This window comes from Flagellimonas pacifica (genome assembly GCF_900215465.1).
Lineage (GTDB): Bacteria > Bacteroidota > Bacteroidia > Flavobacteriales > Flavobacteriaceae > Flagellimonas > Flagellimonas pacifica.
The window spans coordinates 802,417-826,085 of the sequence record NZ_OBEH01000001.1 but is presented as its reverse complement, the minus strand read 5'-3'; the positions used below and the strand labels follow the sequence as shown (position 1 = coordinate 826,085).

The following is a 23,669-nucleotide window of genomic DNA, read 5'->3' as shown; positions in this document are numbered from 1 at the left end:
GTTCCGCCTAATTGTTAAGTGCTTCAGCACCACCAACAATTTCCAATATTTCATTGGTAATGGCAGCTTGTCTTGCTTTGTTATAGGTTAATTTTAATTGATCTCTAAGCTCTGTGGCATTATCTGTTGCCTTGTGCATAGCAGTCATACGTGCACCGTGCTCACTAGCAAAGGAATCACGAACAGCCTTGTACAACTGGGTTTTCAAAGATTTTGGAATCAATTGCTCCACAATCTCAGGCTTAGATGGTTCAAAAATGTAATCAGCAGTACCTGAAGTATCTCCTTCAACCGGAACCAAAGGCAAAAACTGCTCAGTCATCACAATTTGGGTAGCCGCATTTTTGAACTTGTTATACACCAACTCAATCTTATCATAGTCACCTTCGGTGAAATGATTCATTAGGTCTTGGGTAATTTCAGCAACATTGTCAAAGGTCAAATCATCAAAAACAGTACTGTGGTTTGCAACTACATTCCCCTTTTTTCCAAGAATATCATTTCCCTTTTTTCCAATCGCGATAAAATCAACCTGCTTCCCAGCATAGGTTTCTTCAAATAAAGCGTTGGCTTGTTTAATGATATTGGAGTTAAAGGCACCGCACAATCCACGGTTGGAGGTAATGGCCACTACCAAAACTTTATTTACGGTCCTGTTATCTGCAAATTTGCTTCCGGCATCACCATCCAAGCTCGCGCTAAGGCTTTGCAACAATTCAGTAAGCTTGTTCGCATAGGGTCGCATTGCCGTAATGGCATCCTGGGCTTTTTTCAACTTTGCAGCGGACACCATTTTCATGGCACTGGTAATCTGCATGGTTGAAGATACCGAGGCTATCCTATTTCGTATTTCCTTTAAGTTTGCCATTTGTCAAGTTATGAGTTAAAAGTGTTGAGTTAAGAGTTTTTGATTATAGCAACCAAAATTCTTATTAACTCTTCACAATTGTTCATCATTTCTTTAGGTACTTTTCTTCCAGTAGCTTCTAAAATTTCCAACCAATATTTGGTTTCATCAGCTTCTTTAAGGGCAATACCAAACTTATTCTTAAAATCCTTTGTGCTAACTCCTCTTTGTGCCTCTCTTGTGTTGGCTCCAATACTGGTGCCACTTCTAAGCAATTGAGATGCTAACTCAAAATCTTTGTTTTCTTTTAAATTATCACAGTACCGAACAATATCACAAGCAAATTGAAAGCTTTTTATCCGAATCGGGCTTTCATCCAATTTACTCATAACTCTTTACTCATAACTCCTAATTATATTTAGAAGAAAGGTCTTTACAAACCGAAGTCAAGGTGTCGGTTACCTCATCAGTCAATTTTCCAGCCTTCAATGTATCCAATACACCTCTATGCTTGGCATTCAAGAACTCGATAAAGTCTCTTTCAAACTCTTTTATTTTATCAACAGGAACATCTCTCAACAAGTTCTTGGAACCTGCAAAGATGATAGCTACCTGATCTTCCACGGTAAATGGATCGTTCTGTGCCTGCTTCAAAATCTCCACGTTTCTACGTCCTTTTTCAATAACGTTCAAGGTAGCGGCATCCAAATCAGAACCGAACTTGGCAAACGCTTCCAGTTCACGGAACTGCGCCTGATCCAGTTTCAACGTACCTGCCACTTTTTTCATAGACTTGATCTGAGCAGAACCACCAACACGTGATACGGAGATACCTACGTTAATCGCTGGACGTACACCTTGGTTGAACAAATCTTGCTCCAAGAATATCTGACCATCAGTAATGGAAATTACGTTGGTCGGGATATATGCTGATACGTCACCTGCCTGTGTTTCAATAATTGGAAGTGCTGTCAATGATCCACCACCTTTTACCATTGGTTTAAGGGAATCGGGTAAATCGTTCATGTCTTTTGCAATACCATCATCGGCAATCACCTTAGCGGCACGCTCCAATAATCTTGAGTGCAAGTAGAAAACGTCACCAGGGTATGCTTCACGTCCCGGAGGTCTTCTCAAAAGAAGTGATACCTCACGATATGCAACCGCCTGTTTTGATAAATCATCATAGATGATCAATGCTGGACGACCTGTATCTCTAAAGTATTCTCCAATCGCTGCACCAGCAAAAGGAGCATATACCTGCATAGGAGCCGGGTCAGATGCGTTAGCTGCAACAATAGTAGTGTAAGCTAAAGCTCCTTTATCTTCCAACGTCTTTGCAATTGCAGCCACGGTAGATGCTTTTTGTCCTATGGCAACATAGATACAATAAACTGGTTCGCCTGCATCGAAAAACTCTTTTTGGTTCAAGATGGTATCGATACAAACAGTGGTTTTACCGGTTTGTCGGTCACCAATAACCAACTCGCGCTGTCCCCTACCAATAGGAATCATGGCATCAACCGCTTTGATTCCTGTTTGCAAAGGCTCGTTTACCGGCTGACGGTAAATTACACCAGGAGCTTTACGTTCCAATGGCATTTCGTAAGTATCACCAGCAATTGGCCCTTTTCCATCAATTGGGTTACCAAGGGTATCAACCACACGGCCAACAATTCCTTCACCAACATTGATAGATGCGATACGTTGTGTTCTTTTTACGGTTGCGCCTTCCATAACTTCTTTGGATGGGCCCAACAATACAACACCAACATTATCTTCTTCCAAGTTCAAAACAATACCTTCCATACCGCCATCAAACTCCACAAGCTCACCATATTGAGCATTGGAAAGTCCGTACACACGGGCAATACCATCACCCACTTGTAATACGGTACCTACCTCATCCAAGGAAGCGGTAGCTTCAAAACCTGCTAATTGTTCTTTCAAAATTGCTGATACCTCAGCGGCTTTTACTCCTGCCATTTTTATAGACTATTTGTAAATTCTCTTTTTAATCCGTTCAATTTGTTGGCAACACTAGCATCATATTGTAAATCGCCAACGCGAAGTACAAATCCTCCAATGATGCTTTCATCAATCTTATTTTCAATGGTAACCTTGTTGCCCGTAATCTTGGTCACCTCGCTTAAAACCTTTTTTTCAAGGTCGCTGGTCAAAGGAACTGCGGTTGTTACGTAGGCAACGTCCTCTCCTTTTAACTGTTCGTGTAGAATGATATATTTTAAGGCTACCTCTTGCAACAATGCAATTCGTTTATTATCAGTCAATGTTCCAATAAGGCCTTTGGTAATCTCATTAGATCCCTTGAAAATTTGTTGCAAGGAATTCTTCTTTACCTCACCTTTAACCACTGGACTCTCCAAAAGGTTTTGGAGTTCTGTGTTTTCAGAAATGGTGGCTGAAACCTCGCGCATATCCTTTTCAACGGCATCTGCCGCTTTCTTTTCGATAGCGAAATCCAAGGTTGCTTTTGCGTAGCGTATGGCTGCCCTGCTCTCGTTCATTTTTTAATTCAATTTGATATCGCCCAACATATCATCAACCAACTTGAGTTGTTTCTTTTTATCAGACAATTCTTCTTTGATTACTTTCTCAGCAATATCTACTGAAAGGTTGGCTACTTGCGCTTTGATATCGGCAACAGCTGCTTTCTTTTCACTTTCGATAGTGGCTTGTGCTTGCTTTACCAATTTATCGCCTTCAACCTGGGCTTGTTCCTTGGCATCGGCAACAATCTTATCTTTAATTTCACGAGCTTCCTTTAGCATAGCCTCTCTTTCAGCTCTTGCTTCTTTTAAAAGCTTTTCGCTATCTGCAGTAACATTCTGCATTTCTTTTTTGGCTTCTTCAGCTGCATCTAAGGCATTTTTGATGCCTTCTTCCCTATCATTGATTGCCCCAAGGATTGGTTTCCATGCAAACTTCCATAATAGGAATAACAATAGTCCAAACAATAAGGTTTGCCAGAAAAACAGTCCTAACGAAAACTCTTCTAATAACTTTGCCATAATTACTTTCTATTTGTATACATTTTTAAACAAAGCAAGGGCTGCAACCAACCGTTACAGCCATTTGCCTTAGATGTTTTGATTAAACTGCAAAAAGTGCAGCGAAACCAATACCTTCAATCAACGCTGCTGCAATCAACATCGCTGTTTGGATTTTTCCGTAAGCTTCAGGCTGACGTGCAATAGCCTCCATAGCAGAACCACCGATTCTACCAATACCAAGACCAACACCAATAACAACTAAACCTGCTCCTACCATTACTGGAATTTCCATATCTATCTAGTTTAAAAATTAAAAATTCAATTTTACAAATGTGCCAACTCAGGGTCATTTTCGTGACCTTCTTCATGATGATCTTCCGAAGCAAATCCAAAGTACAATGCACTTAACATGGTGAAAATATATGCTTGTAGCAATGCTACCAATACTTCAATCAATGAAATTGCGAAGGCCAATCCGAAGGATAATGGACTTCCCAACCAACTCTTAAATATGAACATCAATCCAATTAAGCTCATCAATACAATGTGGCCTGCCTGCATGTTGGCATACAAACGAATCAACAATGAGAATGGCTTGATAATCAATCCCAATAATTCAATTGGGACTAAAATAATGTACAAGGGTATTTTTCCGTACCATGGCAATGACTTTCCTAATGGGTCAAACTGGTGCATCCAGTAATCCTTGGTCCCTGTAACATTGGTAATTACAAATGTCATTAATGCCAAAGAAACCGTTATTGCAATATTTCCTGTTACGTTTATGCCAAGTGGAGTCAATCCAAAAATGTTCAAAAACCAGATAAAGAAAAATATGGTCAACAAGAAAGGCATGTACTTTTTGTATCGCTTTTCCCCAATGTTTGGTCTAGCAATGTCGTCGCGGATATACATCACAATTGGCTCAAAGAAACGTCCAGCTCCAGTTGGAATACCATTGTTCTTTGTATAGGATTTTGCCAAGCTAGTGAACAACCAAAGCATCAATAATCCAGTGACAATGATCATAACCACATTCTTTGTGATTGAAAAATCCAAAGGTTTTACATTGGTAGCATGATGATCCTCATCATAATTGATGGTGCCTTCAGCATCAGTCTTATAAATCTTGCTGTGATAAAGCTTATAGTGATTTCCATTAACCTCTGCCAAGGTCTCTCCATGGTGAAATTTTGAAGATGAAAAAATCTTTAATCCATCATCCCATAAAATAACTGGCAATGGAAATCCAACGTACTTATGTTCACCATTTTCTTTGGTGTAAGAAAACAATGAAAAATCGTGTGAATCCTGAAGGTGATGGGTGATGTATTCCTTTATTTCGGTCTTAAGGTCTTTGCCATGATCACCGGCTTCGTCTTTCTTTTCACTCGCAAAAGTGAACTGACCTAACAATAGTGCTGTTACAACGAGTATTCCCTTAAAAAAAGTTTTTTGCATTTCGCTCAAAATATCGGTCTCTCAAAATCGGTGCAAATGTAAGTCTTTCTCACAAAAAGAAAAAAGCTTTCAAACTTTTATTTTCGAGGATCTTGAGAGCGTTATTTTTTGGTAGTTCCTTCTAAGTTTTTGAGCATTTTAGAGGTGTAAAATGTTTCCAAAAATAGTGCTACGGAATACGGAATAAAAAAAGCGGCAAATTCAAGAGCTGACATGTCCCCATCATTTTTATAGGTAGGATAGAACAGAAGGAAGAAAAATGCAAATTTTAAGAGGCTCCCGCCCATGAACAAAAACCCAATCTGGTTTTTCAATTTTTGGCGAAACTTATAAAGCAACACAAAGATAATTGCCGCCAAAAGTCCATTTATCACATAGGAGCGAACTATAAGATTGTCAAAAACGGGCAGGGCTTTAGCAGATAAAACAAGAATGTGCAATCCAAATGAAACGACCAACAACAGGACCAGAAGCACTAAAAATTGAGTGAGAAAATTGAGTTTGGGCATCAATATTTAATTCGTTTTAATTGCTGCAAAACTACCCAAATAGAAATTGCCACTCCCAATAAAGTGGCAATTACGGTAAAAATATTTTTTTCGTTTTGGTAGTGGGCATCCAGCCATTTTCCGCCTTTTACGGCCAAAAAAATAATGGCCCCCATTTCAAAAGCAATACCAGAGAGCATTGCGGCATTCTTAAAGTTGTTTTTCTTTTTAGGAGACTTTTGCTGGTTCATTTGTTTTTGTGGACTGTAGCTTTGGTGAGCTGGAAGCGGCTTCAATTGCTCCCTTGCCCATGGTACAGGCTGCATTAAATGTTGCTCCCGGCTCTACGGCCAATTTTGAAACACTTACGGTACCTTCAATTATGGCAGAGGCTTTAAGTGAAAGTAGGTCTTTAACAGCTAACTCTCCATTGAACTTACCTTCAATATCAGCATTTACGCATTCTACTTTTCCATTGATGTAGCCATCTTTACCAATCACTACTTTTCCGGATGTTTTTACATTGCCTTCTAGCTTTCCATCAATTCTGAAATCTGCTTCGGAAGTAATGTTTCCTTTTATTTTCGTGTTCTTCTCAATTCTGTTGGGTTGTCCTCCAAATTCTGTCATAGGGCGAGGTTTTTTGTTGTCTGAAAACATGGTGTTCTAGGGTTTTGGGGTTGCAATATGTTCTTTGTATGATTCTAAATTCTTGTGAACCTGGATGATTTTGTAATTGTTTGATAAAACTACAAAATTCTCATCTTTGATTCGGTAGTCCTTATTCTTTTTTATCAGTTCGGTATAGCCCAAAGCAAAATCCTTGGATTTAAAGCCATGTACTACCACAAATTGGTCTTCTAAATTATATATGTCTTTGGAAACAATGTTTTTATACTTAAGGTCTTTTATAGATTCTTCCAAGCGCTTTTTTAGCTTTAGGGCATTTTCGTTGTCGGCTATCTTAAAAGGAAACACTACTTTCCAATTGCTTGCACCGGTGGATCCTGTTTCTGGAGAAAACTCCTTGGTCTCCAACTTTGGCAGCTGATCGGCCACTATTTGTTCTGCCTTTTTCCCTTCTGGATTATTTGGGTAGGTAAGCGCAACATAGTTAAGGGCTTCCTTAAAGGGTTCAAATCCTTGAAGGCGTCCAATGGCATTTGCCTTCAACATTTCAAATTTTGGAACTATGGGGTCTCCGGTAAACTTGTTGATATACTCTTGGGATTGGGTAATTACCCGCAGGTATTCTTGTTGCTGATATAGTTTGTACAGGGACGCATAGCGCGCATCCGGGCTATCGGTATTTCCTTCAAGCACGGCCTGCGGATTCAGCAAAATTTCGGCATATCGGGTATCTGGATGATTGGTAATAATATCCTGTCGCATTGAAGCTGCCAACGGACTTTCCGATTCCTCGTATATTTTAAATAGGTTGTATTTGGATGGCAACACCAATCTTTCTTCAGGATTGGAAGCCAAAACCCGTTCCAACTTAGCAGCAGCCAATATGTTGTCCTTGAATTTTTCTTTATAAATCAATCCCAATTGATAGTTGGCAAAATTTCGCTCGCCTCGCAGGCTGTCAATAACGGTAACATCTATCGGAATTTGTTCCAAATAGAAGTCCAAAGAATATTTTTTGTCATCTGGGACTTCATCAAGGGATTGTGTATTTGCCGCAACTTCTTCTCCCGTGGCCTCAGACACCAATGTTCTTGCTTTGTTGCTCCAGCGCCAATCGTCTTCCAACTCTCTGGTACCCCATCTTGTTCTAAAATCATTTTTGCCATACCCCAAACTGGTTATGTTATAGAAGTAGAACTTGCCTTTGTTTTCTTTTCCCCCTTTGCTTTCTGCAAAAGCAGCAAATCCAGCTGTGGTTCTTTCTAGTTCTTTTTGGGCAGCTTCCTCTTCCTTGAATTTCAAATCGGCTATAAAATCTTCAAAAAACGCCTTGCGCTCTGCCTCGGGCATTTCGTAAATGGTGATAACACTGTCTGTATGCTGAACTATATCTTCATATTTGATTACATCCTCCAAATTGTCCAGCTTCTTTTTTATACGGCGATACTTTCTGGTGTTTTCAGCAAGATTTGTGAGGGTACTGTCATAATATGCCCCTGCTGTTTTGTATTCATCCTGATCAAAGTTATAGTCTGCCAAGCTCTGATAATTCAGTGCATTCAATTTACGTTCTCCGTTATTGGCCATAAGCGATTTATTATAGTACACAATCGCTAAACTATCTGATTGGTTGGCCAAATGAAATTGTGCTATCTCTCGATAAATTTTATCCAAAAAAGGACGGTTTTCCCTGTTTTCTTCCAAGTCCGTCAAATATTCCAAAAGCCCTTCGCGGTTTGTATCTGTAATCTCCGTGTTCTGAATTTTTTTCAAATGCGCATTGATCATATACACACGGGGCGACTTTCTGTTTAGTGCAATTACTTTATCAAAAGCATAATTTGCACTGTCTTTATAACCCATTTGGTTATACAACTGACCAATAATGAATAAATATCTTCCTTTTTCAGGGTTCTTTCTAGTGTACGCCTGTGCAATCTTTAGTTTTTGAATAGCCGTATCCTTTGCCTTTAGGTTAATAAAGCATTGCGCTAAAACCGCATTGGCATCAGCATATTCTTGGTCTTTTAAACTTTCAAACTTAAAAAGCCTTCGCAAATTTTTAATGGCCAGCTCAGGGTTGTCCAAGCGCATATTAGTTTTTTCTCTCCAAATTGTAGCTTCATTAAGCTTATCGCTTTCTGTATATTTTCTTAGGATATAATTGAAGGATTCCAAAGCTGGAATGTAGCGTTGGTCAAAATAACGAGCTTTTCCCAATAGCAAAAATGCTTCATCCGTCTGAGGGTTTCGCTCCTCATCCTTAATATCCATACTGTGCTTTTGGATGGCTTTGGTTGCCTTCTCCTCTGCAATGATAAAGTTAGGATTGTTATCCTCAGAATCCAGCTTGATCTCTTCGGTTACTTCCAAACGTTCTACCGGCAATACTTCCCAATAGTCGTCCCTATAACTTGAATTGAGTTCTTCCCTGCCTTGTTCAAAGGCAATATTACCATTGTACAAAGTATTGTATTTGGTGTTTAGGGCATGCCAATTACGATTTATAAACTTGTCCTTTTTGGTAGAGCAAGCGTTAAAAATCATTCCTCCTAGGATAATTACAATGAAAAATATTTGTCGAAGCTTCAAAATTATAGGTAATCGTGTTTTACCTTAACTGAAAAACTGCCAGTTTATTATAAGGCTAATCGGCAAAATGCAATAATTTTTTGGTATTGCGCAAATAGTGATAAACGTGTGGCGATTACCAGGCAGTAGGGCGCTCAAAATTTACCCTGCCACGATTGTATTTTGTTTTGTAGGCCACTGGTGAAAGCCCTGCATATTTTTTAAATACCGTTCTAAATGCTTTTTGATCAGCGTAACCCACCTGGTACATTACCTCGTTCACATTTTGTTCAGTAGATTCCAAACTGCGTTTGGCCGCCTCAATTTTTACGCGCTGAATATACTCCAAGGGTGTATTCTGGGTTGCTTTTTTAAATCTTCGCACAAAGTTTCGGCTACTGATAGCATATTTCTTTGCCAGCTGTTCCACAGAAATCTTATCTTTTACATTGCTCTCAATATACTTTTGGGCTTCCTTGATGGCCACATCATCATGGTCTTTCTGACCTTGAAAAATGGCAAATTGATTTTGATCCACCCTATCCATATCAATTTCAAAAAACTTTGAAATATAAATGGCCACTGCGCGGCCACAATATTTTTCAACCAAATGAAGCATAAGGTTCAAGAAAGAAAATGCGCCACCACTGGAGTAAATACCATCTTCATCCGTTACAATTCTATTGGAAACTAAATCCACTTGGGGAAACATCTTCTTGAACATTTCCATGGCCGCCCAGTGCGTTGCGCATTGCTTGCCATCAACCAATCCTGTTTGGGCCAAAACAAAGGCACCCATGCACATACTGGCCACTTCGGCGTTATGAACATTTCGTTGGTTCAAAATCCAAGGCACAAATTCCTTGTTTTGATCCAAATCCTCAATCAATTTGTCCGGTCTTAATGCCGGAATCAGAATCAGATCCGTTTTGTCAATTTCAGTGATAATACAGTCACTATGGATACTGAACAGTCCGTCATACAAAGAATAGTCCCGGTCCAACCCCACCAAATGGATATCAAAAAAGTTTTCTGCCCTTGCTCCTGTTTGTTTTAAAAATTGATTTACGGCCATCAATATCTTAAATGGACCTACCACACTACTTAATATAGTATTGCCCTTGGGCACCAAAATACTTACATGTTTCATTCCCATTGCTTTTAGAAGCATAAAAATAACGGTAATACTTGGCACATTCAACCCTTTAAAGTGTCTTATTTGCCCTTACCATTGCTTTTACCTCTTTTGTAGTTTTGGGATATGGAGTTGGAAAGGTTTATGGAGATTAGGGAATTGTTTTGCCAAAAGTACCCAGAGGTAACAGAAGGGAAAATGATGAGTTCTCCTGCTATACATTATAATAAAAAGGTATTTGCATTCTTCTCAAGAAAACACAAAATGGTTTTTAATTTGGGAAAGGACTATCCTCTTGATAAACTTGGAGTAGAGGTGTCGGAATTCAATCCCTTCAAAAAGAAAAAACCGTTGGCAGGATGGTATGAAATTGATTTTGACCAACATCAAAAATGGGAGATGATTACTTTAAAAGCATTGGAGAGAATAAAATCTAATTGAAACTTCTAAAAATTAACTCATGTTAGTCAAGAAAGCCTACTCTTCTTTTTTCCTGGAATTGGCAAAGAACAATAATAAAGAATGGTTTCATGCGAACAAAAAACGCTATGAAAATGATGTAAAGAAGCCGTTTCTTGATTTGTTGGAAAGTTTGCTAGACACCCTCACAGAATGGGATCCTAGAATTCTATCCGATCCTAAAAACGCTATGTTCCGAATCAATAGGGATGTCCGTTTTGCAAAAGATAAAACTCCATATCATACTATTTTGAAGGCTGGGTTTTCTCCCAACGGAAAAAAGTCGATTCTTCCAGGGTATTATTTAGGGATTGATGCCACTAGCATTCATGTGGGGGGTGGACTTTTTATGTTGCGTCCACCAGAGCTTTCAAAAGTGAGAAATCATATTGCCAAAGATTCTTATAAATTCATAGAAGTTTTAAAGTCTTCAACCTTTATTCAAAATTTTGGGAAGCTAAGTGGTGAAAAGGCAAAACGTTTGGATAGAAACCTGCTTCCAGTAGCTGAGAAAACGGATTTAATCTATAACAAGCAGTTCTATGCCATGGCGGAGTTTCCTTTAGAGCCTTTTTACGATTCGGAGAAGTTAAATGATGAGGTTTTAAATCATTTTGAAGCCATTAAACCTTTAAACACCTATTTGAACCAAGCGTTCAACTGACAATAAGTTTATTTATTAATCATAAAACAAGTACAAAATGACAACACAAGAAGTTGCAGACAAATTAGTGAGCCTTTGTAGAGAGGGAAAACATCAAGAAGCGTACGGTCTATATGCAGATAATGCCCTTAGCATTGAAATGGCCGGGGTCCCTAATGAAAAAACTCAAGGAATAGACAATATTTTAAAGGGTTTTGAACAATGGGCCAGCAGTATTGAAGAAATGCACGGTGGCTCGGTGGGAGACCCTGTTGTAGCGGACAATCATTTTGTGGTACCTATGACCAGTGATGTTACTTTTAAAGGAATGGGCAGGTGCAAAATGGAAGAGCTCTGTGTTTATCAAGTTGAAAATGGAAAAATAACCCAGGCCCAGTTTTTCTACGATCCTTCTGCAATGGGTGGATAGTTATTCAAAAAACAAGCTTAGATTTAGGCGATGGGTTCCATCGCCTTTTTTATTCCCCAAAGAACGTTTCCAACTCTTTTAGGGTCTCTTCTGAAGTCTGGATGTCCTTTACAATTTCTCCCTTGTTCAATACAACTATGCGTTCACAAACTTCAGTAACATGCATAAGATCATGGCTCGATATCAAAACAGTAACATCTTGCTTGGCCGCCAAATCCTTAATAATAGATTTAAGTCGAATTTGAGTAGTAGGATCCAAATTAGCAAAAGGTTCATCCAAAATCACCACTTCGGGGTTTCCAATAAATGAGGCCACAATTCCGGCTTTTTTCTGATTTCCCTTGGAAAGGTCTCGCAGGTATTTTTTCTGGCCCAATATCTCGCCATGGAAAAAATCTTCAAAAGAGGATAGTAACTTGTCCACATCAGCTTTGTTTCTACCGCGCAGATCACCAATGAAATAAAAATATTCCTCGGGAGTCAAATATCCTATTAAAAAAGACTCATCAATAAAAGAAGATGTAAAAGGCTTCCATGCCTCACTTTCATCTACTTGCACCTCGTTATTGACTACTCTCCCGGAAGTTGGCCGAATCAAATCCAAAAGCAAGCTAAAATACGTTGTCTTGCCTGCTCCGTTGTTTCCCACAAGTCCAAAACTCTGCCCCTTGGGAATTTCCAAAGATGTAATGTTCAGTACCTGTTGCGAACCATACTTTTTGGTTAGATTTTCTGTTTTGATCATATCTTTTTCCAATTTGGATCCCGTACAAAGAAATCCAACAATTAATTATTCTTTTCCTTAAATCCAGCAATCATTCCGTATTTCTTTCTTCGATATTGCTCGGTAATCATGTTCAATAATTTATTCTTCAATGCAAACCCAATAATTCCTAAAAGTGAAAGCACCAATACAGCGGCTTCCACAGAAATTAGATAGTAGAAAGCCGTAAAAACTAAAATGGGCAATCCTAGAACAGGTAGAATTATCAAAAACTGGATGGCGCTGGTACCTTGCATGTTTCCAATAGGGCTTTTCTCCAAATCAATCCGTTTTTTGTTGAATGAACCAAAATATAGAATCATTGGAATGTTGACGCCCAAATTATACAGGGCGCTCCCAAAGTTTATGGCCAGTTTGTCCCAACCAAAATAGGCATAGGGAATAGTGAGCAAAAACATGGTTACCACACTTACAGAAATTAAACTAGCTTTAGATTCCAAATATTTACGCAGTGGAATGTTCTGTGACATCATCATGCTGTAGTAACCGCTGTCCCATGCCGGAATAAATTGCCCAAAGTTTGATAGAAAAATTCCTGTCATGAAAATCCCTAAAAAAGCGAACATGGGTACCATGTTGGAATAAACGTCCTGAGTATAAAATATTAGACCATAAAACACAAACAACAAGGATATAAATGCCTGAGCCTTTGTTCTTTTGTTGCGCCAGATCATTTTAAGGTCCAATTGTAAAAAGGGGGCCATTTCACCAAAACGCTTGGTCCACGCCAATTCTGAAGTTTTTGCCTCTTTTGTTTTGGTTTTTAAAGAAGCATCCAAAAACAACATGTTCTTCAAATAATTGAAATTTATCAAATAGGACAGAACAGCCAATGTAATTGGAACCAAAACTGTAATGGGATATTGATAAAGTCCATGAAAAATGGGTCCAAAAAATTCTTTTACCGGTAAAAACTGAAAATAGTCCAAACCATAAAGTATGGCAATAATTCCGCCAATTATAATCATTGCCTTGTCACTCTTGTTCACAATGAAATTGACATAGTTGATGCACATAACAATTGCCAACATTGAAACCAACCACAGTAGCACATTTAAAACTGGATATCCGTTAGACAACAATACAATGCCAAAGGGTACAAAAAGAAACAGTGCAAATGCGTTATAGCCAGAGAGTCCAGAACGACCCAAAATGTAATGAGCAATACTACTTTTTTTGATAGGCATGGCCAATAGGGACTTTACATCCATCACGGGAAGCTTTTGCATAAAATACCTATAAAACAGCTCGATCAGCACCCAATAGACCATATATCTACTTAACATCCACATGGGGTTCTCGTGAGGAAACTTATTCCGTAAAATAAAATACAGTCCTACTCCTATACTCACCAAGGATATAAACATCCAAATTCCAAAAAAAATCATTAGGATTTTTAATACCAAGCCTTTGCCAAAAGATGATGATCTAAGGAAGGCTTTCCATTGTAGGTTGATAAAATATCTGAACATAGGTTAGCTATTTTCAAAAGGTTAGTGTTTGGCTGGATTGATTTGTTACAAAACCATACCTTTTTTTAAAATCTACACTATCAAAATTACCTGAATCCGTAGCTTTGCAAAAAATTATCTTAGATGAGTGACTTCCATGCACTAAAAATCTCTTCAGTAGATGCATTGACCCCAAACGCAGTAGCCCTAACTTTTGAAATTCCGGACAGCCTTAAAGCCACTTTTGCTTTTACCGCTGGCCAATATATTACCTTAAAGCACAAAGTTAATGGCCAAGAGGTTCGTAGGGCCTATTCTATCTCTTCTGCTCCGTCATCAGGAGAAATCACTGTGGGAATCAAAAAAGTACCGAACGGAACATTTTCTGTTTATGCCAATGAAACTATTAAGTCTGGCGATGTTATAGAGGTAAAGCCTCCTGAAGGGCGTTTTGTTTTTAAAAAGGATTCGGCATCAAAAAATATAGCCGCCTTTGCAGCTGGAAGTGGAATTACCCCCATAATGAGTATTGCCCAAACTATTTTGGAAAGTAATCCAGTAAACACTTTTGTGCTGGTTTTTGGAAATCAATCTTTGCAAGAAACCATGTATTTAAAAGCTATTGAGGTGCTTCAAGAAAAATATACCAATAGGTTTTTTGTTCAGCATGTCTGCAGCCGTGCCCAAGAAGAAAATGCGTTGTTTGGTAGAATAGAGACTTCAACGGTCAATTTTATCATAAAAAACAAGTTCAAGGAAACCAATTTTGATGCTTTTTATCTCTGTGGCCCAGAGGAAATGATCAATACCGTTTCCGACACCTTAAAAAACAATGGTGTCGTTGAGGACAAAATTTTGTTTGAACTGTTCACCTCAACGAAGACAGAGGATACCTTGGCCGAAGATTTGGAAGGAAAAACCAAAGTAGAGGTCACCGTTGACGATGAAACTTTTTCATTTTCCATGGACAAAAAAACCTTGGTCCTTGATGCAGTGTTAAAAGAAGATATCGAAGCCCCCTATTCTTGTCAAGGTGGGGTATGCAGTAGTTGCATAGCACGAATTACAGAAGGCAAGGCAGAGATGGTCAAAAACCAAATTTTAACCGATGGTGAAGTTGCCGAAGGATTGGTATTGACCTGCCAGGCACATCCGCTTACGCCAACCTTGAAAGTGGACTATGATGACGTGTAATGGAGTAAGCGTATAATAGTACAGCGTTACTTCGAGCGCAGTCGAGAAATCTTATTTTTCGCATAGGTCACGACTGCGCTTGACCTGACAAGATTACCGGGAATTCCACGCTTTTTAACCTTCTAAAACCCTTCTATAGACTGAAGATCATATACAGGAAGACCGACCACCCAGTTTGTTTTCTTCAAAACTGAGTGCCTTTTTTACACTTTATCGATATTGCTTCGATTTTAATCTTGAAGAACCCTAAAGCTCATTTTCAAAAACCGACTAGCCAGTCGGAATGTTAAAATTCAGCATAAATAGCTCTAAATTGTAATTCAGTGGGCTTCTTTTCGACCTAAAATCATTAATATAGGGTTAGGATTCAAGCCTAAATTTTGAGGAATACTAATTTACAGAATACCGCTGTTTTGATTTTTGCGAACTCTGCCAAGGTGGATGCGCGCAACAAAATTGCTGTGTCCGATGTTAAGCTATTCCATGCTTTGACTTCTCATACTATAAAAATAGTAAAGAAGTCTGGCTTGCCGTTTTTCCATATTACTGAAAAAGAGCAATGCGGAACCACTTTTGGAGAACGTTTTTCCAATGCCGTAAAAGCAGTGTATAATAAGGGCTATGCCAATGTGATTACCATTGGCAACGACACTCCACAGTTAAAAACTCACCATCTAATTGAGGCAAATAATCAACTTGGACTGGGCAAGACGATTTTAGGACCTGCCCAGGATGGTGGTTTTTATTTGATGGGGCTCCACCAATCTAACTTCGACCCTGAGCTATTTGTTCGATTACCATGGCAACGTTTTGGGTTGTTCAACAAGATTTCCCAACTATTTAAAAGTCTAGGTTCCGATTTATATCAACTTCAAGTACTGCATGATATTGACGACAAAGCGGATGTTATAACATTGCTGAATTTTTTCAGGCAACTTCCCTTTTCTGTATTTAATATCCTTCAATCCTTCATAAAAAACAGCTTTCCAATTGCTTTAAGGCATATCGGAAATCCCACAAAGCATTTTACACCCAACTACAATAACAAAGGATCGCCTTTCCTTTTTTTGTTCTGCAGATAATTAGGCAGTTCAAACGTTGCCCAAACGGTCCAGGTTTCAAGATTATATGATCTAAAATGATTTTCTGGTTAAAATGGGTATTTCAATCCAAAATATAATATCTCAAGGTTCATGTTAAATGGATCAGTTTAAAACATCTAACCAATTAAGAAAATAAAGAATGGCAAATAATTATTATGACCCGGCAGATTTAAGAAAGTTTGGAAAAATTATCGAATGGAGCGAGGAACTCGGCACCAAATTTTTTGATTACTACGGAAAAGTCTTCGAAGAAGGTGCGCTCAGTGCTCGTGAAAAATCCCTTATTGCCTTGGCTGTGGCACATGTGGTAAAGTGCCCGTATTGCATTGATGCTTATACCAAAGATGGACTGCAAAGGGGAATCACCAAGGAAGAAATGATGGAGGCCGTTCATGCAGGTGCTGCTATTGAAAGTGGCGCCACGTTGGTTCACGGTGTGCAAATGATGAACAAGTACAATAAACTATCCATGTAAGAAGTACGAGCTTAAAAGTACGAAGGGAATTTTCACTCCGTATTTCTAAACCTTAACTGATAAAATGAACAAAAACCATCAATTCGAGTTTTCCGCTGTCAGATTGAGCGCAGTCGAAATCAAGGGAAAAGTATCGAGAATAAGCGTTTAACCATAAAATTCTTGTTTTCGATACAAAGCCGAATACTCGGAATCACTCAAGCTGACGAATTTTGGTTAAACCCAAATGGTTGGTAAAATTTAAGACAATGAACGAAAGCATCATGCCCCAAATAAAAAAGGCGGCCAAAAAATCACTTAAGGCACAGGCCAATGCGTTGGCCGAGACCAACAAGCAATTGGAAATCTTGAACGGAGGAATCTTTGCCGATGGTGAGCTTCCTTATTTTAAAGATAAGATTGCTGAAATAGGCCATTTTCCGCTTCGCCCCAACAAGTTGGAAATCTTACAGATCAATGTGGGCTATATGTGCAACCAGGTGTGCGAGCATTGCCATGTGGATGCTGGACCCGACAGAAAGGAAATCATGACCCGTGAGACCATGGAGCAGTGTCTTGAGGTCATCCGAAATACTGGAGCGCATACTTTGGACCTTACCGGTGGTGCCCCAGAGATGAATCCCAACTTTAGGTGGTTTGTGGAAGAAGCTTCTAAAGCCGGGATCAAAGATTTTATTGTCCGTTCCAATTTGACAATTATCCGGGCCAATAAAAAGTACTATGATCTGCCAGAGTTCTTTAAAAAACACAATGTTCATGTGGTCTCTTCCATGCCGCATTACACCCGAGGTAAAACTGATAAGCAACGCGGTGATGGGGTTTTTGATAAATCCATAAAAGCATTACAGGAATTGAATGCCGTTGGGTATGGCATACCAGATAGTCCTTTACGGTTGGATTTGGTCTATAATCCCTCCGGGGCATTTTTACCCGGTGACCAAATGGCCATGGAACGGGATTTTAAGAAAGCACTGGATGAGGATTTTGGAATTCAGTTTCATAATCTCTTTGCAATTACCAATTTGCCCATTTCGCGCTTTTTAGATTATTTGATTGCCTCGGAAAATTATGAGGATTATATGTATGCCTTGGTGGAGGCCTACAACCCAGCTGCAGTAGCCAATGTGATGTGTACCAATACAATCTCCGTAAGTTGGGACGGCTGGCTATACGATTGTGACTTTAACCAAATGCTGGACCTAAAGGTCGCTAGTAAGGTAAAACACATTAAGGACTATAACGAGGACATTTTAAACGACCGAAACATTATTATCTCACAACATTGTTATGGCTGTACGGCAGGTGCGGGGAGTAGTTGTCAGGGAACTGTTGCGTAATTTGATGGGTTACTCCTGTAGATTTATGTAGTTTGGGGCAAGTTATTGGTTTTGACGGATGAAGTCCCGCTAATAACTCCTTCCCTTGGCAAGGGAAGGTGGATTCCGACCAAAGGTTGGAAGACGGAAGGGATCGTTTTACCCTTTCCGTCCACTAAAGTGGGCATCTTTCCTATAAGGGAAACAGTTTCTATTTTGAATAATTCCTTCCACGAGTTACAAACTCGCGCCAGCAAGAGGATGTACCGCTGGTGCAGGGAGCAGTTGCCAGGGGACGGTGGCATGATAGATAATGTAAAAAAGGAAGGTCTTTGGTTAAGAACTGACTCGCAATTCTGAGTGGATTTAATTGAGCCAGCCCTGAGCGTAGTCGAATCCGTCGTAATTGCTGTTATACATTGTTAACTGCTGTTTTTTGTTTTTTCTCAAAATCATAAGGTGCATTCAAAAAATCTACTACAACTTTAGGAAATTTATTATCAATGAATTCCATAATTCGATAGGCAAATGGATATATTTTATCACCTTTTTCTCCTTTTCTTAAAGAAATCCAAGCAGTTGGATAATATCTTGCCATCATTCCAAACACATATGAAATCATAAACATTCCTGAAATTAAATTCAGGCCAATGTCATTTTTGAGAACAGGAATTGCACAAGCATCTCCAACATTAAAAGGACCGTTCCATTTCTGAGTTACATTTGGTCCCCAATTTTTAGATTCATACGTTAGAACCTGATTTTTGTAAACTCGGTTTTTACAATAATTTTTTGGAAATATTAAATCTAAATCTGATTCATTAATTTTACCTTGTAATATTATTTTCGAAGTATTTTCTGATTGCTGACTTCCGCTTATTACTAAATAAACTAATTCTTTTCCGGTCCAAGATTTGAATTCAGCATTTAAATCAGGATAATATTGAATTAATTGCTCAAGGCATATCGTATCTCCTTTTTTTGGTTTTGTTAGACTACTTTTCCAATTAATTCCACTTGAATTGGCTCTTAAATAATTGCGGTTTTCGGTTGCATTTATTAGTTCAGAAAAACTACCATCTCCAATTCCTATTTTAAGTTTTTCAAATTCTTTATTTTTTAAAATTTGTTTCCAATTTTTAATTTCGAGTCCGTGAGATGCTTTAAGGTGTGTTTCGGATAGAGAAGGATTAAGAGCTAAAATCAAGCCTTTACTTAACGCTAATATGCCATAATATTGAAGTAATGGTTTTACTGTAAAATCAGAATCATTAGCACTTTTGAAATATTCTCGACCTTGAATGAAATTAGAAGTGATTTCTTGAACTTTTGCAGCATTTGGTTTTCTTTCGAATCGGGTAAACACAAATCTTTCTACTAAATCTCGCGTTTCAAATTCTAAAAGCTTATTCCAATCTCTATTCATTTTCTCAAATTACAAGCTAAACATGGTTTCATGATTCCTTTCCCCCAATCCCAACTATCTTTTCGGTGCAAATGGTTTCCGCAAGCTGTTTTAGCTGGTCTACTTTGTCCGCGAGGTATTCAAGTTCGGGTTTGGTGATCTGGTATTCGTCCATTTTGTAGCGGGCATCTATGTAGGCGCGTTTTAGGAGCTCAAAAAGGTGCTTTTCCTCGTCCGTGGTCTTGGGGAAAACGGCAAAGCGCTTGTCGCACATTTCCACTTTTATACCGAGCGTTTCTAAATTATGGTCCTTGGGGCGGTAATCCGTAAAGACCAACAAAATAGTGGTGTAATAGCGCTCTGTGGCTTGGTGGAGCTGGAAGGCTGCAATGTGTAAACTGTTTCTACTCATATAAAAATTGTAGCCCTCAACAAATTCATTTGCACTTTTAAACCATTGGTCAAAATGGTCCTGTGCTTTTTGTTGGTACTGCTCCGGGGTCAGCTTCTTGGGATGGGCGAGTTTAAACTTTTGGGAATTGTACAGCACTTTGCCCTCTTCTTTAATGTCCCTAAAAAAGTAGTTGCCCATGGTTAAGGAGGCATTCAGTTGTTTTATGCCATGAAAGATCAGGCTCACCGGAGTGGTGACTTTTCCGGTAACAACCAATTCGGCCTTGATTTTGTCCTCTATCCGGAACTTTTGTTTAAGGTCCTCGTGGGTGAGCACGACCAAGATGTCAAAGTCGCTGCGGTATTCGTAGGTGATGCCTTTTTCCACATATTGATCTTCTACCCAGTTGCCACGCGCATAACTGCCAAAGAGAATCACCATTTCCACCAATTTATGGGCGGATAGCTGCTCGGTGAGCAACTCAAGTTCTTCTTGTTTGGATTTTGGTAGGTGGTTAAGTTCTTCTTTCACAAATGCAAGGTAAGGGATTTTGGGTTTTGATATTGCCGAAGTTTTTGTTATTCATATTTTGGAACCAATAGTACCAAAAAATCAATTACAAGTGATACAATTTCTCCTTCTTTATCAATTCCCCAATATGACGGATATGTTCCATCTCCATATCCTGAATGAAACATCGTAATATTTAATTCAGAGTTGGGAAGCTGAAAGTTTATCCAATCTCCTATGTCCTTTGGGTCATTTTGGTCTTTCGCGTTCTTTTTAAATTCTGCAGCAAAAAAGTCATCATAAATATTTCCTTCCGGATTTGTTTTCATAAAATCAGACTCAAATTTCTGGTATTCTTGTCCTGATCGAAAGTCATAAAACCCTCCTAATCCTGCATCAACAGGAAATCCAAAATAATCTGCTTCGTCAATCAGTTCGTTAATATCATCCTCAGCTCTTAATGCCATAATCCATTTTTCAGCTTTCTTGTTACTGAACTCTAGTTTTGCAATCGCATACCTGTCTCCTGAATCTTTTGTCTTCGCAACATAAATTTTTACTGGGTATTTACCCGGTTTAACTTTCTTGGTTAACGGTGGTGTATCAGAATAGACTAATGGGTCGCAAACAACTATTTCGCCGCTTGGAACATTTAAGTCCCCGATTTTGAGTAATTCAATTGGTGTGTTTTCTACTTCTTTATTTTCAAAAATCAGGTTGTAATCGGCATGAGAAATTACTTCTGTTTTCTTTCCAGTTTTTTTCTTAAACAATCCAAACATTTCCTTGTCCTTTTGTGATTCAGGTTTTTTGCCCGATAAATTACAAGACAAAAAGCTTAAAATTATTCCTATGATAAATAGTCTTCTCAAATTAGTGGTAACATTTAAAATATGACACGCTTTGCCAACCATATCGACCGATAAGTGAAGTTATTGGTTTTCGGATTAAAAGCCCAACAAAAAATGATGGGCAGCTTTTTTGGGTTGACAAACACCTTATTCAATCAACTTTGGACTAAAATAAATTTTTAAGCGTTTGTACCAACTTATTTACCAAAAAGCATATTATCAATAAAACCACTCCTACAATAATTGGCAATATTCCTCCAAACGTAAATAACATTCCAATTACAAATCCCAATAAACACTCCGGTAGGTGAACGGGTTTATAGAAAGCAACAAGAATTGGGAGAAGAATATAGTATTGCAAAATACTATCAAAGTTAAGCTCCCATTGCAATGATGCTATTAAACCAAATATGAGAGCTCCCAAAAAATGTTTCAGGACCTTGTTTTCAAAATCCCCGATATCCAATTCTGATTTTATTTTCTTCTCTCGACGTTTCTGTACCAAAAATACTGTCAACCAAGACAAAAGGGGAATGGTCAATAACCCCCACAAGTTAGAAACACCTGGCAGATCTTCTCTAGCAAGCAAATGATGGGTAATTACTCCGCCGTTAAAGTGCTCCCAAAGAACAAACACAGAAGTTAAAATGAACGCTGCAACGGCTGCGAGAGCCTTATTGGTCAATATTGATTTCATAATTATGGTATTTAACTAATATATTGGTAATGAGACGGGAGACTTAAGTTTTTGTTACGCATATTGTCAAACATTAATGAAATTCTAGATTGCTGAATTCAATATCCAACTCGAAATGGTGCAATTCTCCTGTTTTCCATCCTTAAAAGAAGTGCTTAAACCGACCAACAGGTCGGTCGGTATTTTTATAACATTACTTTTTAATCATTTCACCGATTTTTCTTACATATACATCCCTGAATATAGAGTTTAGAATCAATCCAAAGAAATTTTAGAACAGACTTATTGGTCGGTTGAGCAGAAATACCTTAGTGTTGTATAGAATCTGTTCTAATCAGTAGATTTTTCCCTTAAGTTGGTATATATCTTTTTCATTACTGCAATTTTATCCTTGTCTTCCGCCACGGCAGAAGTGGTAAACATCATAACTCCACTAGATTCTCCTGCCAATCCCCCCTTTAACACAATTTCAAATTCTTCTTTGGAAACAACACCTGGACTATTATGTGCTTGAACAATGGGCCATACTTTTGGATAAGCATTCTTTTTTATATTTAATCGATTGCTGAACCACTCTATATTCTCTTTTACCCAATTAGGGTCTCTTTCCATTCTTCCGTGGTATACCATAGGGGAAAATACATCTATGGTTTCTTTTAACAGGTCATAGTCCAATCCTAAAATGCGATACCGTGCATTATCAAACTCATTATCATTCCACGGACAATGATAAAGTCCGAGAAGTGCCTCTGGTTTAATTTCCTTGATGATGCTTTTCATTTCAAAAGTCCAATCATATATTACCTTACATCGCCATTCGCGCCATGCATTGTCCTGATTGTTCAGTATCCAATCTGCTTTTTGAGGAATAGTGCCATCAGGAACTTCAATTTCGGAATCTTTTGAAAATGTTTTCAGACAATGGTGGCAAAAGCAGGTTTCGGGCAAAATGGGTTCCAGATCCTCAAATTGAGCATGCCAATGCACATAGTCCATCCAAACGCCGTCCAAGTCATACTCAAGAAGTAGCTTCCTTAACTGCTCAAAACGATATTGCCTAAATCCAGGTTCGGTTGGACATGCTCCCATAAACCATGAGGCAGCTTCCACTTTTTCGCCTTTTTCATTGATTGCCCACGCCTCAGGATACTTCTCCACATAGTTTTTGCCATTCAAGGTGGCAAATTCAGCATAAACTGATAATCCTTCGGCCTTTGCCCTCTTGACCATATCATGATCAATGGAGCCACTATGGACAAAAATGGAGTTAACACCAAGGTCATGAAGATTGAGTTCTTTATCCCAGAAAGGTTTGGGACTTCCATAAACACCTCTGATCTCAATAGTTTCAGAAGGTTTTTGCGCACATGATATAAGTAGCCTTGAACACAAAGCAATAGATATTATGGTATACAGAAAATGGAATTTCATACTTGAACTCACGTTAGTTTCATTTTTCAGACAACAAATTAGACCTGGTCAGTTTTGGTAAATTATAGGTTAAGTTCGGAAATTTTATGCCAGCAACAAAAGCCGAATTACCGGATTAATTTATCAGAAACTTATCCAAGACAACTTTGCTTTCTTTATTAAGTGCCTATTCATAAACCACATATGTTTTTTATCCCCAAAAAACATCGCTTAAACCGACTCGATGGTCGGTCAACATTTTTGGCATATTCCATTTTGGGGTCATTTTTCACATTTCACCGATTTTTCTTACAAATACATCCTTGATTCTTGAGTTTAGGTCCGATCTGCAGAAACTTTGTAACAGACTTAACGGTCTAATTGAACCCAAAACCAAATCT

At 38.6% G+C, this 23,669-nt stretch carries 26 protein-coding genes; 7 read left to right on the top strand and 19 right to left on the bottom strand.

The genetic code is table 11. The features are described from left to right. Window positions 1–7 precede the first annotated feature (7 nt). From atpG to CRO15_RS03555, 12 genes are all read right to left on the bottom strand, one after another. Complete coding sequence (gene atpG / locus CRO15_RS03610; RefSeq protein WP_097044404.1) at window positions 8–868, bottom strand: ATP synthase F1 subunit gamma; 861 nt, start codon at window positions 866–868, stop codon at window positions 8–10. A gap of 29 nt (window positions 869–897) precedes the next feature. Beyond that, complete coding sequence (locus CRO15_RS03605; RefSeq protein ID WP_097044403.1) at window positions 898–1,236, bottom strand: four helix bundle protein; 339 nt, start codon at window positions 1,234–1,236, stop codon at window positions 898–900. A gap of 19 nt (window positions 1,237–1,255) precedes the next feature. Next, the gene (gene atpA / locus CRO15_RS03600; protein WP_097044402.1) at window positions 1,256–2,833 is read right to left on the bottom strand and encodes a F0F1 ATP synthase subunit alpha; all 1,578 of its coding nucleotides are present in this window, start codon (window positions 2,831–2,833) and stop codon (window positions 1,256–1,258) included. A 2-nt stretch (window positions 2,834–2,835) separates the two neighbouring features. Then, window positions 2,836–3,375: an ATP synthase F1 subunit delta gene (gene atpH / locus CRO15_RS03595; protein ID WP_097044401.1), complete on the bottom strand. Its 540-nt coding sequence runs from the start codon at window positions 3,373–3,375 to the stop codon at window positions 2,836–2,838. Between the two features lie 3 nt (window positions 3,376–3,378). Continuing rightward, complete coding sequence (locus CRO15_RS03590; RefSeq protein ID WP_097044400.1) at window positions 3,379–3,879, bottom strand: F0F1 ATP synthase subunit B; 501 nt, start codon at window positions 3,877–3,879, stop codon at window positions 3,379–3,381. A gap of 82 nt (window positions 3,880–3,961) precedes the next feature. Further along, window positions 3,962–4,153 (bottom strand): ATP synthase F0 subunit C, encoded by a 192-nt coding sequence (atpE, locus tag CRO15_RS03585; RefSeq protein WP_045801726.1) that lies wholly within the window; start codon window positions 4,151–4,153, stop codon window positions 3,962–3,964. Between the two features lie 32 nt (window positions 4,154–4,185). Continuing rightward, window positions 4,186–5,322, bottom strand: coding sequence for a F0F1 ATP synthase subunit A (gene atpB / locus CRO15_RS03580; protein WP_097044399.1), 1,137 nt, complete (start codon window positions 5,320–5,322; stop codon window positions 4,186–4,188). A 101-nt stretch (window positions 5,323–5,423) separates the two neighbouring features. Then, window positions 5,424–5,831 (bottom strand): DUF6168 family protein, encoded by a 408-nt coding sequence (locus CRO15_RS03575; protein WP_097044398.1) that lies wholly within the window; start codon window positions 5,829–5,831, stop codon window positions 5,424–5,426. Further along, entirely contained in the window at window positions 5,831–6,061 is a 231-nt protein-coding gene (locus tag CRO15_RS03570; RefSeq protein WP_097044397.1) for an AtpZ/AtpI family protein, read from the bottom strand. The genes CRO15_RS03575 and CRO15_RS03570 overlap by 1 nt, the downstream gene beginning before the upstream one ends. Next, on the bottom strand, window positions 6,039–6,470 hold the full coding sequence (locus CRO15_RS03565) for a bactofilin family protein (RefSeq protein WP_097044396.1): 432 nt from the start codon (window positions 6,468–6,470) through the stop codon (window positions 6,039–6,041). The genes CRO15_RS03570 and CRO15_RS03565 overlap by 23 nt, the downstream gene beginning before the upstream one ends. Before the next feature lie 6 nt (window positions 6,471–6,476). Further along, complete coding sequence (gene porW / locus CRO15_RS03560) at window positions 6,477–8,987, bottom strand: type IX secretion system periplasmic lipoprotein PorW/SprE (protein WP_097044395.1); 2,511 nt, start codon at window positions 8,985–8,987, stop codon at window positions 6,477–6,479. A 160-nt stretch (window positions 8,988–9,147) separates the two neighbouring features. After that, window positions 9,148–10,161 carry a GlxA family transcriptional regulator gene (locus CRO15_RS03555; RefSeq protein ID WP_097044828.1) on the bottom strand — a complete coding sequence of 338 codons (1,014 nt, stop codon included), beginning with the start codon at window positions 10,159–10,161 and terminating at the stop codon, window positions 9,148–9,150. 111 nt (window positions 10,162–10,272) lie between these two features. Here CRO15_RS03555 and CRO15_RS03550 point away from each other — a divergent pair, with 111 nt between their 5' ends. Genes CRO15_RS03550 through CRO15_RS03540 form a run of 3 tightly spaced genes read left to right on the top strand, consistent with a single transcriptional unit; the run spans window position 10,273 to window position 11,678 of the window. Then, on the top strand, window positions 10,273–10,587 hold the full coding sequence (locus tag CRO15_RS03550; protein ID WP_097044394.1) for a hypothetical protein: 315 nt from the start codon (window positions 10,273–10,275) through the stop codon (window positions 10,585–10,587). 19 nt (window positions 10,588–10,606) lie between these two features. Beyond that, window positions 10,607–11,269 (top strand): DUF2461 domain-containing protein, encoded by a 663-nt coding sequence (locus CRO15_RS03545; protein WP_097044393.1) that lies wholly within the window; start codon window positions 10,607–10,609, stop codon window positions 11,267–11,269. 37 nt (window positions 11,270–11,306) lie between these two features. Next, window positions 11,307–11,678: a SnoaL-like domain-containing protein gene (locus CRO15_RS03540; RefSeq protein ID WP_097044392.1), complete on the top strand. Its 372-nt coding sequence runs from the start codon at window positions 11,307–11,309 to the stop codon at window positions 11,676–11,678. 49 nt (window positions 11,679–11,727) lie between these two features. On the opposite strand, the gene CRO15_RS03535 is transcribed toward CRO15_RS03540, so the two are convergent. Further along, window positions 11,728–12,423 (bottom strand): ABC transporter ATP-binding protein, encoded by a 696-nt coding sequence (locus CRO15_RS03535; protein WP_097044827.1) that lies wholly within the window; start codon window positions 12,421–12,423, stop codon window positions 11,728–11,730. Window positions 12,424–12,464: 41 nt separating this feature from the next. Further along, a complete protein-coding gene (locus CRO15_RS03530; RefSeq protein WP_097044391.1) occupies window positions 12,465–13,934 on the bottom strand; it encodes a DUF5687 family protein in 1,470 nt (489 codons plus the stop codon). A gap of 123 nt (window positions 13,935–14,057) precedes the next feature. Here CRO15_RS03530 and CRO15_RS03525 point away from each other — a divergent pair, with 123 nt between their 5' ends. The 4 genes from CRO15_RS03525 (at window position 14,058) to arsS (ending at window position 18,022) form a co-directional block, all read left to right on the top strand. Beyond that, window positions 14,058–15,107 (top strand): ferredoxin--NADP reductase, encoded by a 1,050-nt coding sequence (locus tag CRO15_RS03525; RefSeq protein ID WP_097044390.1) that lies wholly within the window; start codon window positions 14,058–14,060, stop codon window positions 15,105–15,107. Between the two features lie 380 nt (window positions 15,108–15,487). Next, window positions 15,488–16,189, top strand: coding sequence for a TIGR04282 family arsenosugar biosynthesis glycosyltransferase (locus CRO15_RS03520; RefSeq protein ID WP_165769906.1), 702 nt, complete (start codon window positions 15,488–15,490; stop codon window positions 16,187–16,189). Window positions 16,190–16,349: 160 nt separating this feature from the next. Next, complete coding sequence (locus tag CRO15_RS03515; protein ID WP_097044388.1) at window positions 16,350–16,685, top strand: arsenosugar biosynthesis-associated peroxidase-like protein; 336 nt, start codon at window positions 16,350–16,352, stop codon at window positions 16,683–16,685. 248 nt (window positions 16,686–16,933) lie between these two features. Next, the gene (gene arsS / locus CRO15_RS03510; RefSeq protein ID WP_207763801.1) at window positions 16,934–18,022 is read left to right on the top strand and encodes an arsenosugar biosynthesis radical SAM (seleno)protein ArsS; all 1,089 of its coding nucleotides are present in this window, start codon (window positions 16,934–16,936) and stop codon (window positions 18,020–18,022) included. Between the two features lie 391 nt (window positions 18,023–18,413). Here the strand turns inward: arsS and CRO15_RS03500 are convergent, their stop codons facing one another. The 5 genes from CRO15_RS03500 to CRO15_RS03480 form a co-directional block, all read right to left on the bottom strand. After that, window positions 18,414–19,427: a YaaC family protein gene (locus CRO15_RS03500; protein WP_097044386.1), complete on the bottom strand. Its 1,014-nt coding sequence runs from the start codon at window positions 19,425–19,427 to the stop codon at window positions 18,414–18,416. Window positions 19,428–19,455: 28 nt separating this feature from the next. Beyond that, window positions 19,456–20,331: a HEPN domain-containing protein gene (locus CRO15_RS03495; RefSeq protein ID WP_097044385.1), complete on the bottom strand. Its 876-nt coding sequence runs from the start codon at window positions 20,329–20,331 to the stop codon at window positions 19,456–19,458. A gap of 47 nt (window positions 20,332–20,378) precedes the next feature. Then, window positions 20,379–21,182: a DUF4241 domain-containing protein gene (locus CRO15_RS03490; RefSeq protein ID WP_165769905.1), complete on the bottom strand. Its 804-nt coding sequence runs from the start codon at window positions 21,180–21,182 to the stop codon at window positions 20,379–20,381. A gap of 145 nt (window positions 21,183–21,327) precedes the next feature. Continuing rightward, window positions 21,328–21,858, bottom strand: a complete 531-nt coding sequence (locus tag CRO15_RS03485; protein ID WP_097044383.1) for a hypothetical protein — start codon at window positions 21,856–21,858, stop codon at window positions 21,328–21,330. Window positions 21,859–22,188: 330 nt separating this feature from the next. Then, a complete protein-coding gene (locus tag CRO15_RS03480) occupies window positions 22,189–23,289 on the bottom strand; it encodes a glycoside hydrolase family protein (protein ID WP_097044382.1) in 1,101 nt (366 codons plus the stop codon). Between the last annotated feature and the right edge of the window lie 380 nt (window positions 23,290–23,669).